Source organism: Nocardia altamirensis NBRC 108246 (assembly GCF_001612685.1).
In the GTDB taxonomy this organism is placed as follows: Bacteria; Actinomycetota; Actinomycetes; order Mycobacteriales; family Mycobacteriaceae; genus Nocardia; species Nocardia altamirensis.
The window spans coordinates 1-12,593 of sequence record NZ_BDAY01000136.1 but is presented as its reverse complement, the minus strand read 5'-3'; the positions used below and the strand labels follow the sequence as shown (position 1 = coordinate 12,593).

At 68.0% G+C, this 12,593-nt stretch carries 15 protein-coding genes; 6 read left to right on the top strand and 9 right to left on the bottom strand.

Annotation, left to right across the window (positions count from 1 at the left end):
* Positions 1-255 precede the first annotated feature (255 nt).
* The gene (locus tag NA11_RS42975; RefSeq protein ID WP_069167879.1) at positions 256-645 is read left to right on the top strand and encodes a hypothetical protein; all 390 of its coding nucleotides are present in this window, start codon (positions 256-258) and stop codon (positions 643-645) included.
* A 5-nt stretch (positions 646-650) separates the two neighbouring features.
* On the opposite strand, the gene NA11_RS42970 is transcribed toward NA11_RS42975, so the two are convergent.
* Positions 651-1,403 carry a LuxR C-terminal-related transcriptional regulator gene (locus tag NA11_RS42970; RefSeq protein WP_218023499.1) on the bottom strand — a complete coding sequence of 251 codons (753 nt, stop codon included), beginning with the start codon at positions 1,401-1,403 and terminating at the stop codon, positions 651-653.
* A 194-nt stretch (positions 1,404-1,597) separates the two neighbouring features.
* Here NA11_RS42970 and NA11_RS46105 point away from each other — a divergent pair, with 194 nt between their 5' ends.
* From NA11_RS46105 to NA11_RS42955, 4 genes are read left to right on the top strand one after another with little or no spacing between them, the layout of a single operon-like run.
* Positions 1,598-1,738: a hypothetical protein gene (locus NA11_RS46105; RefSeq protein WP_167837862.1), complete on the top strand. Its 141-nt coding sequence runs from the start codon at positions 1,598-1,600 to the stop codon at positions 1,736-1,738.
* A complete protein-coding gene (locus NA11_RS42965) occupies positions 1,731-2,570 on the top strand; it encodes an MbnB/TglH/ChrH family RiPP precursor modification enzyme (protein ID WP_069167878.1) in 840 nt (279 codons plus the stop codon). Before NA11_RS46105 ends, NA11_RS42965 begins: the two co-directional genes overlap by 8 nt.
* On the top strand, positions 2,567-3,310 hold the full coding sequence (locus NA11_RS42960; protein ID WP_069167877.1) for a hypothetical protein: 744 nt from the start codon (positions 2,567-2,569) through the stop codon (positions 3,308-3,310). The genes NA11_RS42965 and NA11_RS42960 overlap by 4 nt, the downstream gene beginning before the upstream one ends.
* Positions 3,310-5,166, top strand: coding sequence for a glycosyltransferase (locus NA11_RS42955; protein ID WP_069167876.1), 1,857 nt, complete (start codon positions 3,310-3,312; stop codon positions 5,164-5,166). Before NA11_RS42960 ends, NA11_RS42955 begins: the two co-directional genes overlap by 1 nt.
* 4 nt (positions 5,167-5,170) lie before the next feature.
* On the opposite strand, the gene NA11_RS42950 is transcribed toward NA11_RS42955, so the two are convergent.
* A complete protein-coding gene (locus NA11_RS42950; RefSeq protein ID WP_069167875.1) occupies positions 5,171-5,437 on the bottom strand; it encodes a hypothetical protein in 267 nt (88 codons plus the stop codon).
* Positions 5,438-5,455: 18 nt separating this feature from the next.
* On the opposite strand from NA11_RS42950, the gene NA11_RS42945 reads away from it, so the two are divergent.
* Entirely contained in the window at positions 5,456-6,112 is a 657-nt protein-coding gene (locus tag NA11_RS42945; RefSeq protein WP_069167874.1) for a hypothetical protein, read from the top strand.
* Between the two features lie 12 nt (positions 6,113-6,124).
* Here NA11_RS42945 and NA11_RS42940 read toward each other — a convergent pair whose 3' ends face one another.
* From NA11_RS42940 to NA11_RS42910, 7 genes are all read right to left on the bottom strand, one after another.
* Positions 6,125-7,120 (bottom strand): ABC transporter substrate-binding protein, encoded by a 996-nt coding sequence (locus tag NA11_RS42940; protein ID WP_069167873.1) that lies wholly within the window; start codon positions 7,118-7,120, stop codon positions 6,125-6,127.
* Between the two features lie 41 nt (positions 7,121-7,161).
* The gene (locus NA11_RS42935; protein WP_069167872.1) at positions 7,162-8,010 is read right to left on the bottom strand and encodes an ABC transporter ATP-binding protein; all 849 of its coding nucleotides are present in this window, start codon (positions 8,008-8,010) and stop codon (positions 7,162-7,164) included.
* A gap of 4 nt (positions 8,011-8,014) precedes the next feature.
* Positions 8,015-9,064 carry a FecCD family ABC transporter permease gene (locus NA11_RS42930; protein ID WP_069167871.1) on the bottom strand — a complete coding sequence of 350 codons (1,050 nt, stop codon included), beginning with the start codon at positions 9,062-9,064 and terminating at the stop codon, positions 8,015-8,017.
* Entirely contained in the window at positions 9,061-10,071 is a 1,011-nt protein-coding gene (locus NA11_RS42925) for an iron chelate uptake ABC transporter family permease subunit (RefSeq protein WP_069167870.1), read from the bottom strand. Before NA11_RS42925 ends, NA11_RS42930 begins: the two co-directional genes overlap by 4 nt.
* Before the next feature lie 114 nt (positions 10,072-10,185).
* The gene (locus NA11_RS42920) at positions 10,186-11,118 is read right to left on the bottom strand and encodes a trypsin-like serine peptidase (RefSeq protein WP_167837861.1); all 933 of its coding nucleotides are present in this window, start codon (positions 11,116-11,118) and stop codon (positions 10,186-10,188) included.
* Between the two features lie 117 nt (positions 11,119-11,235).
* Positions 11,236-11,985: an IclR family transcriptional regulator gene (locus NA11_RS42915; protein ID WP_167837860.1), complete on the bottom strand. Its 750-nt coding sequence runs from the start codon at positions 11,983-11,985 to the stop codon at positions 11,236-11,238.
* On the bottom strand, positions 11,982-12,593 hold a 612-nt coding region (locus NA11_RS42910), incomplete at its 5' end, for an SDR family oxidoreductase (RefSeq protein ID WP_069167867.1). The genes NA11_RS42910 and NA11_RS42915, both read right to left, overlap by 4 nt.

Sequence of the window (12,593 nt, the reverse complement as noted above, 5' to 3'; positions counted from 1 at the left end):
TGGTTCTAGCAGCCCAGACCGGGTGCGGATCCACCGAAGGAGTGCGGATCTACAGAAGGGGTGCGAACTTTGGCGTGGCACGGTCACAGCCCTGCTGGTTTGGTGGGTTCACAGAGGGTGTGTGCTGTCCACAAGGGTTGGAAGGTTTGTGAATGGCAGGCGGGGTGTGTGAGATCTCGAACGACTAGACGATTGGACGAGCTCGTCATCCAAGGCACCCTCAAATGCACAACGAAGTAGGGAGACAATGCAACCGTGAGTGACCATGATGTCCAGCTGCTTGTGCCTCTGGCTCTGCTCGCCGTGACAGCGGATCTGCGGGTCTGGCATACCGGGCTGGTGCGTAGTGCGGAGTTGCTGCATCTGGCTGTGATCATGGAGCCGTTGCGCGGTGAGAATGAGGTCACTCAGGCGTTGGCGTCAGCGCGCCTGAGTGACCTTTCGATCGCCGTCGCCGCGACCGGAGCCACCGCTGAACCGGTGCAGCTCAGCTATGGCACCGAGGGCGGGGCCAATCCGACCATCGTCACGCGGATCACCGCGTCTGCGGTCGCGCCAGCGACTTACCTTCTGGCGATCGACTTCGAGCAATCCGAAGCGGAGCTGGCCATCGACTATCAGACCGAGTTCACCGTTCATCCGTAGCTGACTCAGCGGGGATCTCGTTCGCCGCAACGCTTTTCGGGGTTGGGGCGGAGGCCGGCGTCTCTGGCGCGGAGGATGGCGTTGGAGCGGTCGGCTACGCCGAGTTTGGTGAAGATGCGGGAGAGGTGGTTGCTGATGGTTTTGGGGGCCAGGTCGAGTTCGGCGGCTATCGAGGCGTTGGACAGGCCGCCTGCGACGAGGCTCAGTACATCGAATTCTCGGGTGGTGAGTTCGGGGAAGGGGCGGGCGCGCTCGGTGGAGTGCGACAGCATGGCGGCGAGCTTGTTGCCGATGTGTGGGGTGAGCACCACCCATCCTGCGGCGAGGGCGGACATCGCGCGGAGGATGTCGTCGCGCTCGGCGGTGTTGCCGAGATAGCCACGGGCGCCTGCCCTGATCGCGGTGAACACCGAGTCGTCGTCGACCTCGCTGAAGACCAGCACCGCAACCTCGGGCGCGCACCGCGCCACTTCGCCGATGACCGCACCACTGTCGGGCTGCTGCCAGTGACCGAGGATGAGCACGTCGGGCCGGTTCAATACCGCCTCACGCAACGCACCGCTTGCGGTGGTCTCGGCGACGACGTCGATCCAGTCGACCGAGGTGAGCAGCGACCGCAGCCCGGCACGCACGACCGCGCGGTCGTCGGCCAGCACCACGGTCAGCCCGCGCAATCCGGACACCGCCGCGCCGCTGCCACCGAGCATCGACAGCCCGGACTCGAAGATCCCTTGGTCACGAACAGGCTTCGACAACACCCTCCCCAGAGTGACCGGCCCCCTGCCGAATGAGAAGGCCGCGGACCGCTGGCCGAACCCTCGAAAGTCGCTGACTCCCTGCGGCGCCCGATCGATCGGGCAGATTTCCCGAGGCACCAGGGAACGCACTCCCTGGTCGCGCCAACCACCGCGGCACATGCTGACTGCTGGAAACCTCAGGAAAGGTGGCACCGATGTCGGTCGCAACAGAAATCATCGATCCGTATCTCTTCGAGCGGGTGCAGCTGGTGGAGGACGCGGGCACCACCGCGGACCGCATCATGGGCGTACTGCCCTGCTGCAGCTGCGGCGGTTGCTGCCGCTGCTATGCGTGAGTCGGATCTCGGCAGCCTGCCGGCCCTCGGCGTAGGTCTCGGATATCGGAGGGAACTCGACGCCGCGATCATGGCGAACCGCGAGTCGATCGATTGCCTCGAAATCATCACCGAGAACTTCCTCGGGACGCCGGTGGGCGGTCCGCTCGAGCTGTTGCGTGACCGGTTTCCGTTGACGCCGCACGGCGTCGAGATGTCGATCGGCACCGAAGGACCCCTAGACCCCGGGTATGTGGACGATCTCGCGGACTTGGTGGCGCGGGTCGGTGCGCCGTGGTGCAGCGACCATTTGTCGTTCACCAGGGCGGGCGGTGTCTCGATCGGCCAGTTGACGCCGCTGGTGCGCACCCGCGAGTCGGCCGCCGAGATCGCGGGCAAGGTGCGGCAGGTGCAGCAGCAGGTCGGCACGCCGTTCCTACTGGAGAACATCACCTACCACCTGGATTTCCCTGCGGAGCTCTCCGAAGCCGAGTTCATCACCCTGGTGATCGAATCGGCTGGCTGCGGACTGCTTCTCGACCTCACCAACGTCTTCATCAACGCGGTGAACCATCGCTACGATCCGATCGAGTTCCTGAATTCGATTCCGCTCGAACGCGTTGTCCAACTGCATTTGGCCGGCGGCTACTGGTCGGAAGGCACACTGCTCGACTCACATTCGGCGCCCGTGCCTGCCGAGGTGTGGGAGCTGCTCGATCATGTGTCGAGCCGGACGCCTGCATTGCGGTGCGTCATTCTCGAACGCGATCAGGAGTTCCCTGACGATTTCACCGAGCTCACCGCGGATCTGCACCGGGCGCGCGCCGCCATCGGTTCGGCGGTGTCCGCTTGAGCAACAGTGGTTTTCAGAAAGCGTTGGCCGAGGTGCTCACCGCGGACAGTGCACGCGCACTGCTGGATGAGCACCCGAGCGAGCTGGCGGCCCGCTTCGCGCTCACCGAGGCCGAGCTGGCCCGGCTGATCGCCACCGACCGCACACAACTCGACATCAACGTGCGTTCGGTGACGAACAAGCGGCTCGACATGCTGGCCCGGTGCCTGCCTGCGACGCTGTCGGCCGGTCATCAGCACGAGGTGCTCGACGATTTCATCCGTCGCTACCCGCCGACCCACGTCGACGGCCAACAGAACCACCAACGCGTGCTGGCCGAGGGCACCCGGTTTCTGGATCATCTCGTGACGAGCGGTCGGCTCGAGCTGGCCGACCTGGCCAGGTACGAGGTGCTCCGCTTGGCGTTGCTGTTCGACCCGGCGGCCACCGTCGCAGCCGAGCAGGCCACCGAGGACGGCACCGAGCTCGGCGCGCACGTCCGGCTCGCCGAGTTCGCCAGTGATGTTGTGGCACAACACAATGAGTGGCTGAGCACCGGCACCCTCCCGGTCGCGGACCGTGGCGCCACGATCCGCATCGTGCTGGCCAAGATCGCTGGACGCAATGCGCTCGCCTGCTACCGCCTCGGCGAGCAGGCCTATCGTGTCCTGCGTGCTGGGGCGCCGTTCCCGCCCGAGGCCGCCGCAGTGCTGCGCTTCGCCGCACAGGAACGGCTGCTGACGCGAACCGGGGCGAACTGATGCGCATCTGCGCGGTGATGAAGTACCCGCCGATCCAGGGCGGGGTGAGCGCGCACTCCTATCGGATGGCGATGGCACTGGCGGCCCGCGGCCACCAGGTGGATGTCGTGACCAACGCCGACGAGGTCGCCGACGACTACCGAGTCTGGTTCGACGACACCGATGTCGCGCGTCTGGAAGCGACGTTTCCGAACGGCGGTGCGGTGCGGGTCATCTCGACCGGGCACTGGGAACGGGCCCGCGCGTATATCCCGGAGGCGAACCCGTTCAGCACCAAGCTGGCTGCGCTGGCCACCGAGGAGATCCGCGCGCACGGTGCGGATCTGGTGTTCTCCGCGTATCTGGAGCCCTACGGGTTGAGCGCGCATCTGGCCGCGTCGTGGACCGGTGTTCCGCATGTCGTCCAACACGCGGGCAGCGATCGCACCCGGCTGCTCGATCACCCCGAATTGGGTCAGGCGTATCGAGAAGTCTTGCGGCGCGCGGATCTCGTGGTCGGCGATCGGGGGCTGGTCGGGCTCGGCATCCCGTTCGACCGGATCGCGCCCATGCCGCGGGCATCGCTGCCGCCCGAGTTCACGCCAGATGGTCCGGTGGCCGACCTGTCGGCCTTGGTCGCACAGCTGAGCGCGGAACCGTGGGTGCGCAATACGGCACCATTGGATCCGAATGTCGCCACCATCGGCGTCTACGGCAAACTCGGTGTCTTCAAAGGGTCTTTCGACCTGATCCGGGCACTGGCGCGGTTGCGGGCGCGGGGGCTGAGGTTCAACTTCCTCGTCATGGCGGGTGGCACCGAGCGCCAACGCTTCCTCGCCGAGCTCGACGAACTCGGCCTCACCGAGGTGACCTGGACCCTGCCCTTCCTGCCGCACTGGCGGGTGCCCGAAGTGCTGCGTGCGTGCACGGCGGTGTGCGGTCTGGAACGCGACTTTCCGGTGGAGGTGCACCGGCCGGGGCTGCCGATGGAACTGCTCAGCTGCGGCACCTGCGCGGTGCTGTCGGCGGAAGTTGTTCACACCCAGCCGCATTGGCCGGACCTGCCGGATCGGGCGCGGGTGGTGACGGATCCCCGCGATATCGACGAGTTGGCGACGGTGCTCGCCGACGTGATCGAGAATCCGACGGCAGCCATCGAATTCGGACGACTGAGCGCGAAAGACCTTCCGGTGGCTGACGACGCCGAGCTGGGCAGCGCGTACGAGGCGATGTTCGACGCCGTCGTGCGCGGCGAGCCGGTCCAGCGGGGCGGTGACGCCGCATTTGCGTTGCTGCGCACCCACATGCCGACGACCACGGCGGTGCTCGGTGACCGAGTCGACGAACTGCTGTGTGCCACCGGAGCCGCAGGAGTACCGGAAGTCGCTGCGCTGCTGGCCGAATCGATCGAGACGGAGCACGCCGACCTGCCTTACCCGCTCGACACCCTTCGGGAGGTCGTCCGCTTCGAACGCCACCGCCTCTGGCTCGCAGTCGATGCCGACCACGAGGAGGTGCAGCCCGCCTTCGCGCGTCTCCCCCGCGCCCGGCGCGAGACCGACTTCGGCCGGTTGCGTCCGGTACGCAGCGCGTTGCTCCGCATCGACGAGTTCCAGCTCGACATCGCGGCATTGACCACGCGCGGCGAGATCGTGCCCGGCGAACCGTCGTTGTACGCGTTCCACAAGCGTCCGAGCTTGCAGGGCCGAATCTTCCAGCTGACGCCCGCCACCAGGGAGCTGCTCGAGCTGTGCGACGGAACGCGCACGGTCGACGAACTCACCGAGATCGCGCGGCTCGAACACGGCGCCGCAGCCACCGCGGTGCGAGACCGAGTGCGCCAGTTCGCCATCGATCAGGTCGTGCAGTTGCGCTAGCGCGTCACCGCGTTCCGCCGCGGTTCCTGCGCGTCACCGCCAGGAACAACCGCCGCAGCCGCGCCCGCAGACCCACCTCGTCCTGCGCTGCCGCAGTGGCGGATTCGACCGCGTCCGCGGCCGAGGTCGCCTGCGCGAAGCGCACGTGTAGTTGCTCGCGAACCTGGTCCGGGGTGTACGCCCGGCGGCGGCGCTCGGCGCGCACGACCACAACACCGGTGGCGACCACACCGGCCGCACCCGCCAATCCCACTGCCTTCCACCACCGCATACCGCATAGGCTACGGCCATGGCGGAGACGGGGATCAGTCTGGACCGAGCACTCGAGCTGACCAGGACGGGCGACATCTGGTTGTTCCGCGGTCATTCGGCGGCGGACCGGGCGATCCGGATGACGACGAACAGCCCGGTCAACCATGTCGGAATGTCCGTCGTGTTAGACGATATGCCCGCGTTGATCTGGCACGCGGAGCTCGGCAAGTCGCTGCCCGACATGTGGTCGGGCGCGACCCATCGCGGCGTCCAGCTGCACAACCTGCGTGATGCCGTGCTGGTGTGGGCGCACCGCTACGGCCAGCGGGCTTGGTTGCGTCAGCTGAACCAGCCGGCGACCGCAGAGATGGAGGACAGCCTGCTGCGCACCATCGCCCGGCTCGACGGCACGCCGTTCCCGTCCACCGCGGGCCTCGCCGGACGCTGGCTGCGCGGCCGGGCGAGACTGCCGCGGCGCAAGGCCCGCCAGATCGCGGCCAAGGACCTCGAGAGCGCGTATTGCGCGGAGATCGTGGCCGCGACCTACCAGTCGATGGGACTGCTCCCGCAGCGGCGCAGCCCGAATTGGTATGACCCTGGCCGCTTCTGGAGCGGCGACAAGCTGCAGCTGTCCGACGGCTTCGAACTGGGTGGCGAGATCGCCGTTCAGACCCCGCCCGCGCCGCTCTCCTGAGTCACGACTGCCTTATTTGAACCGGTCCGCCAGCAGATCGAGGGTGCTCATCACCACGCGGTAGTCGGGACGCATGCTGCTCGGCGGCAGCTCATAGACCTTGCCCGACTGGAAGGACGGCAGCTTGGCCAGCAGCGGGTCCTTCGCGAGCTCGGCCAGGCTGCGGCCACCGTCGAGCTGAATGACGATCAGCGCGGGCGCATCCACGACGGTGCTCAACAGTTCCGGGCTGATGCGTACCCAGTCGGCGGCCGCGGGCCTGGCCGGGTTACCCGCCTTGGCCACCACCTGGTCGTCGATGGTGAAGCCGACCGCGGTCAGCAGCGTTGGCAGCGGGGTGCCCGGCGCGATGACCGAGGGCATCTGGTCCTTGCGCGACTGGAAGATCGACACCGCGCCCTGCGGCGTCTTGATCGAGGCCTTGACCTTCGCGAGCTTGTCGTTGTACGCGCCGATCAGGCCGGGCACCTTGTCAGCCCGGTTGACCATCTCCGCAACAGCTTTCAGCTGGTCCTGCCAGTCCGTGAGGGTGGAGGGCACGAGCACGGTCGGGGCGATCGCACTGAGCTGGTCATAGGCCTCGATGGACTGCTGGCCCGGATAGCCTTGCCCGCCACCGATGATCAGGTCCGGCCGTTGGGCGGCAATGTATTCCAGATTGATGGTTTCGCCGGACGTCAACGCCTGGGTGTTCTGTTTCTTGGCGTCCTCGGCCCAGGCCGCAGGGAACTCACCGGGTTTCAGCGTGATGCCGAGCACGCGCGGATCCGCGGCCTGCACCGTGACGCCGAGGTCGTACAGGTAACCGGCGAGCGCACCGTTGACAACGACGACGCGCTGCGGATCGGCGGGCACCGAGACCGCGCCGTGCTCGGTCTGCACCTGCCTGGTGCCTGCGGAGTTCTTCTCCACCGATGTGGTGCTGCTACAACCGATCAGCGCGACCAGCGCGAGGATCAGCATGGCGACGGCGCCGCGCCCGCGGGACGTCATTCGGTTCAGGCTCATCGAATCGTTTTTCCTTCTGTCAGTGTGGTGAGGTCTGCGGGTCAGCTGATGCGGGCCGCGTCGGTCGCCAGCGGAATAACCAGCGGCGCACCGGTTTCGGGGTCGTCGATGATGCGGCACCCGAGATCGAAGACCTCGTGCACCAGCTCGGCGGTGACGATCTGTTTCGGCGGTCCGGCCGCGACCACTCGGCCGTCTTTCATCGCGATGAGATGGTCGGCGTACCGGAACGCGTGGTTCAGGTCGTGCAGGACCGCGACAACGGTCCGGCCCGAGTCCCGGTTCAGCGCGCGGCACAGGTCGAGCAGGTGGATCTGATGCGCGATATCGAGGTAGGTGGTCGGCTCGTCGAGCAGGATCACCGGCGTGTCCTGAGCGAGCACCATGGCGATCCACACCCGTTGCCGCTGACCGCCGGACAGCTCGTCCACCGGTCGCGCCGACAGCTCGGTCACCCCGGTCGCGGCCATGGCGGCGGCCACCGCCTCGGCGTCGGCATCGGTCCACTGGCGCAGCAGCGTCTGGTGCGGGTAGCGGCCGCGGGCAACCAGATCCGCGACCCGGATGCCGTCCGGCGCCGTCGACGACTGCGGAAGCAGACCGATCCGGCGCGCCGCCTCCTTGGCCGGATACGTGCCGATCGCCTTGCCGTCCAACAGGATCACGCCCGCATCGGGCGTCAGCAGCCGTGCCATGGCCCGCAGCAGCGTGGACTTCCCGCAGGCGTTCGGACCGATGATGACGGTGAAGGCGCCGTCGGGAATGTCCACCGACAGGTCTTCGCTGATGGTCCGCCCGCGATAGCCGAGGCGAACCCGATCCGCCCGCAGCCGAACCCCTTTCCCGTCCTCGGTGCCCGATGCTTCGTCGGGGCTGTGCTTTTCGCGCATAGTCCTAGCTCCTCCGCGCCTCGACGACCATCAGATACGCCAGGTACAGCCCGCCGATCGAGACGGTGACCACACCGACCGGCAGCGGTGTCGGCGCGAACGCGCGCTGGGCGATCAAGTCGCATCCCACCAGTAGCAGTGCACCCATGGCCGCGGCCGGGGCCAGTGCCGTGGACGGAGTCCGTGCGAGCCGCCTGCCCAGCTGCGGCGCGGCGAGTGCGACGAACGCGATGGGTCCGGCGACCGCAGTGGCCACCGCCGTCAACGCGACGCTCAGCACGATCAGCAGCGTGCGGACCCGGCCGACCCTGACACCGAACGACTGCGCGAGATCGTCGCCCAGTTCCAGCATCTGCAACCGGGGTGCCGCAGGCACGAGGACGACGACCAATACCGCGACGATCACCAGTGTCGGTGTGACCTCCGCCCACGTCACGGCGTTCAGCGAACCAGCGCCCCATGCGGCGGCCGACATCGCGGCGTTCAGATCGGCGCGCAGAATGAGCCAGGTGTTGACCGAGGCCAACATGGCACTGACGCCGACGCCGACAATGATCAGCCGGAACCCGGTCACGTTGTGGCGGAAGGCAAGCAGTTGGATGGCCAGCGCCGACCCGAGGCCGCCGACCAGCGCGCCCACCGCCGTCTGCGCGGTGCCGCCGCCGAGGAGCAGCAACACGATCAGTGCCCCGGTGTAGGCGCCGGTGTTGAACCCGACCATGTCCGGACTGCCGAGCGGATTGCGGGTCACCGACTGCAGGATCGCGCCGCTCAGGCCGAGCGCGGCGCCGAGCGCCAAGCCGAGCACGACGCGGGGAAAACGCCACTGCCACACCACGAGTCGATCGAAGTGCTGATCGCCGACGAAGATCGCGCGCAGCACGCGATCGGGCGGGATCACGTAATCGCCGGTGCCGAGCGCCAGCACGGCCACGGCGAGCGCGGCGACCATCAGTATCAGGCACACCACCCCGGTGCGTACCCCGATCCTGGTCGCCAGCACCCGGGACCGGACCAGCAGCAGTGACCGGCCGAAGTCGATGCCGGTCGTCATGCCGCACCCACCTTGGCGCGCCTGGCCAACCAGATCAGCACCGGCGCGCCGAGGAAGGCGGTCACCAGTCCTGCGGGCACCTCGTCGGGACGAAGGAGTATGCGGCCGAGCACATCCGAACCGAGCACCAGAATCGGCGCGAGCAGCAGCGAGTAGGCGACCATCCACCGCTGGTCCGGGCCGACGATCCAGCGCGCGATATGCGGCACGGCCAGGCCGACGAAGGTGATGGGTCCGATCGCGGCGGTCGCGGTGCCGCACAGCAGCGTCAGCGCGACGGCGGTGAGCAGCCGGGTCCGGCCGACGTGCGCGCCGAGCGAATGCGCGAGATCGTCGCCGAGGGCAAGCGCGTTGAGCGAGCGGGCCGCGATGATCGCCGCGAACACCCCGGCGACGATGAACGGCGTTGCCCCGCCGATGATGTCGTAACCGCGGCCGGTCAGCGAGCCGGAATCCCACTCCCGCATCGACTCGAAGGCCTTGGCGTTCAACAGGATCAGGCCTCTGGTCAGGCCGATCAGCACGGCCGTCACCGCGATTCCGGCCAGGGTCAGCCTGATCGGGTCGGCGCCCTGTCTGCCCGCGGTGCCGAGTCGGTAGACGATCAACGACACGATGGCCGCACCGGCGAAGCCGAACCACACGTACGTGGTGATCTCGCTGACCCCGAAGAACGCCACCGCGACGGTGATCGCGAAGGCCGCGCCCGCATTGATGCCGAGCAGGCCGGGATCGGCAAGCGGGTTGCGCGTGAGCCCCTGCATGAGGCAGCCCGCGACACCGAGCGCGATCCCGGCCAGCAGCCCGAGCAGAGTGCGCGGCACCCGATAGTCGGTGACGATCACGTGATCGGGAGACCCGTCGGAGCCCAGCAGCGCGGACCAGACCTCGACGACCGGAATGGCTTTCGTGCCGACCAGGAGGCTGATCAGGCAGACCACCAGCAGCAGCGCGACCGTCGCCAACCAGCCGGACCAGTGCCGGGGCCGCGTGTGCGGGCTATCCATCGAGCAGTTCTCTCCAGGGCGTTCGAGCGGTGGAGCCTGAGCTTAGCCTTACCTAGTTTCCGGATAGAAATTCGGCCGCAAGCGCTCGACCGCCGCGAAGCCCGGGGCCTGCGGCTATGGCGAATTGGCGATCGCGAAGTTCACCAATCGGGTCAGATCGCTGCCACCGGAACACCAGTTGTCGCCGCCGATCGCCGAGGCGACCGCCGTGACATAAGGCCCCTCCGGCCAATCAGCGAAGAACGGGCTTCCGGATTGCCGCCTGGCGAAGTCCGCGTCGGTGGTCATCGCCCGGCCGGAGCCGAGGTCCCACTCGTCCTCGTCCATCCACTTCCGCAGCTGGAAGATCGGCGAATTGCCCGAGGCGATGTCGGTGGCGTAGCCGATCGAGGCCCAGACCGGATCGTCGTCCCAGCCCGCGTCGTAGGTCCGCACGCCGAATTCGCCGAAGCGCTCGCCGATGCGATCCGCGGTCACCAGGACCGCATAGTCCTCGTCGAGCGTGGTGGTCGTCGGATCGCCGGTGATCGGCGTGTAGCAGTACGCCTTGGTGATCGCGGAGATCGCGGAGACGAACCCGCCATTGCGATGCACATCGACGGTGCCGGGCTGCCCACTCCAGTCGACGCAGTGGCTGGCCGTCAGCACGTGCCGCGGTCCGACGATCGACCCGGAGCCGTTGATGAGGCCGGAGCGGATCTTGCAGACCAGGCCCCACGGATAGCTGGTGTCGTGATAGGTCCGCCGATCGTCGGGCTGAAAGATCCCCGCGATCGGATCCAGGTCGACGCCGTGGTGCGTCACCCGCATCGGGACCGGTTGGGGCGCAATGCGCTTCGGCTTGCGTCGGCGCGCGACCCACGGCGGGCAGTTCGCATGCTTCGTCGCGTCGCTGAGATCCGTTCGCGCACGTCCCACCACCTCCACCTCGAACGCCGCCGGCGTCCAGCGGTCGAGATAGCGCAGGTGCTCCGGCACGTCACCGGTGGCGTCGATGGTCGGAAAGGCGCCCGAGGGCCGTTCCGCGTTGTTGCTGTATTCGGACATGACCATGTTCTCCCTCGGGTCCTCGCGGCGGCAGGGGCCGCCGTTTCCACGGTCTCGCCTGCCGATCACGCTGTCATCCGTAGCGCGCTACTCGGTTTCCCACAGTTCGCTACTCGGTCACGCCTGCGGCAGGCCGAGGGCGTGCGAGGCGGCGCGGGCCGCAGCGATGAGCAGCGGCGCGCAGGTCCGCACCTTCGCGCGGTCGAGGTCGAACGCCAGGGCCGACACGCTGATCCCGCCGACCGGCACCCCGTGGTGATCCAGCACCGCGGCGCCGAGGCAGCGGGTGTGCGCCTCGTTCTCCTCGTCGTCGACGGCGTAGCCGCGCGCCGCCACCGCGCTGAGATGGGCGTTGAGCAGGTCGGGATCGGTGATCGTGCGCGGCGTCAGCGCGACGAGCGGTATCCGGGCGAGCACCTCGCGCAGCTCTGGAGCGGACAGGCCGGCGAGGATCGCCTTGCCGATTGCCGTGCAGTACAACGGGATCGACAGGCCGACGCGCGAACGCATCGTGTAGGCACGGTCGCCTTCCAACTTGTCGACGTAGACGGCTTCGTCGCCGGAGCGCAGCGCGAAATGCACGGTGTGCCCGGTGTCCGCGCAGAGTCGCTGCAGGATGGGTCGCACCAGTTGGGTGACGCCCGCCGACTGCCCGGCCAGCGACAGCAGCCGAACGCCGGGCAGATAGTGGTGGTCGGAGTCGACGCGCACCCAGCCGACTGCGGCCAGCTCCCGCAGGATCCGGTGCACGGTCGAGGTGGAAAGGCCGGTGCTCCTGCTGATTTCGGTGACTCCCCGCGCATTCGGCAGCGCCTCGAGCACGAGGACCACCTTGGCCACCGCGCTCGGAGCGGAGTCGAGACTCACCGGGCCAGCCATCCCCCGTCCACCACCAGCACGTGTCCGTGCACATAGGCCGCGGCGGGCGCGCACAGGAACACGATCGCGTTCGCGATGTCCGCGGGGTCGGCCCAGCGGCCGACCGGAATGCGCTCGGTGATGGCGTGATTGCGCGCGGGATCGGCGCGCAGTGCCGCGGTGTTGTTGGTCGCGACGTAACCGGGGGCGACCGCGTTCACGCCGACGCCGAGCCCGGCCCATTCGGTCGCCAAGGCTTTCGTCAGGCCTGCGACTGCATGTTTGCTCGCGGTGTACGCGGCCACGTTCACCCCACCCTGAAAGGACAGCAGCGAGGCGATATTGACGATCCGGCCCGCGCCGCGCTCGAGCATCGTCGCGCCGACGCAGCGGGCGAGCAGGAACGCCGCATCGAGGTTGATGTCGACCACCCGCCGCCAGTCGGCGAACGACACCGTCGCCACCGGACCGCGGCCGATGACGCCCGCGTTGTTCACCAGCAGATCGATACGATGTTCGGCCGCAACGGCTGTCGCGACGGCCTCCACCTCGGCAGCGTCGGCGAGGTCGGCCGCCACGGTGTGGCAGCCGCGGCCGAGCGCCTCGATCTCGGCGAC

What these genes read in the sequence shown, in the direction of transcription:
- NA11_RS42950 (WP_069167875.1), bottom strand. Translation starts at nt 5,437, where the DNA reads ATGCGGTGGTGGAAGGCAGTGGGATTGGCGGGTGCGGCCGGTGTGGTC.
- NA11_RS42935 (WP_069167872.1), bottom strand. Translation starts at nt 8,010, where the DNA reads ATGCGCGAAAAGCACAGCCCCGACGAAGCATCGGGCACCGAGGACGGG.
- NA11_RS46105 (WP_167837862.1), top strand. Translation starts at nt 1,598, where the DNA reads ATGTCGGTCGCAACAGAAATCATCGATCCGTATCTCTTCGAGCGGGTG.
- NA11_RS42925 (WP_069167870.1), bottom strand. Translation starts at nt 10,071, where the DNA reads ATGGATAGCCCGCACACGCGGCCCCGGCACTGGTCCGGCTGGTTGGCG.
- NA11_RS42920 (WP_167837861.1), bottom strand. Translation starts at nt 11,118, where the DNA reads ATGTCCGAATACAGCAACAACGCGGAACGGCCCTCGGGCGCCTTTCCG.
- NA11_RS42965 (WP_069167878.1), top strand. Translation starts at nt 1,731, where the DNA reads ATGCGTGAGTCGGATCTCGGCAGCCTGCCGGCCCTCGGCGTAGGTCTC.
- NA11_RS42930 (WP_069167871.1), bottom strand. Translation starts at nt 9,064, where the DNA reads ATGACGACCGGCATCGACTTCGGCCGGTCACTGCTGCTGGTCCGGTCC.
- NA11_RS42955 (WP_069167876.1), top strand. Translation starts at nt 3,310, where the DNA reads ATGCGCATCTGCGCGGTGATGAAGTACCCGCCGATCCAGGGCGGGGTG.
- NA11_RS42945 (WP_069167874.1), top strand. Translation starts at nt 5,456, where the DNA reads ATGGCGGAGACGGGGATCAGTCTGGACCGAGCACTCGAGCTGACCAGG.
- NA11_RS42940 (WP_069167873.1), bottom strand. Translation starts at nt 7,120, where the DNA reads ATGAGCCTGAACCGAATGACGTCCCGCGGGCGCGGCGCCGTCGCCATG.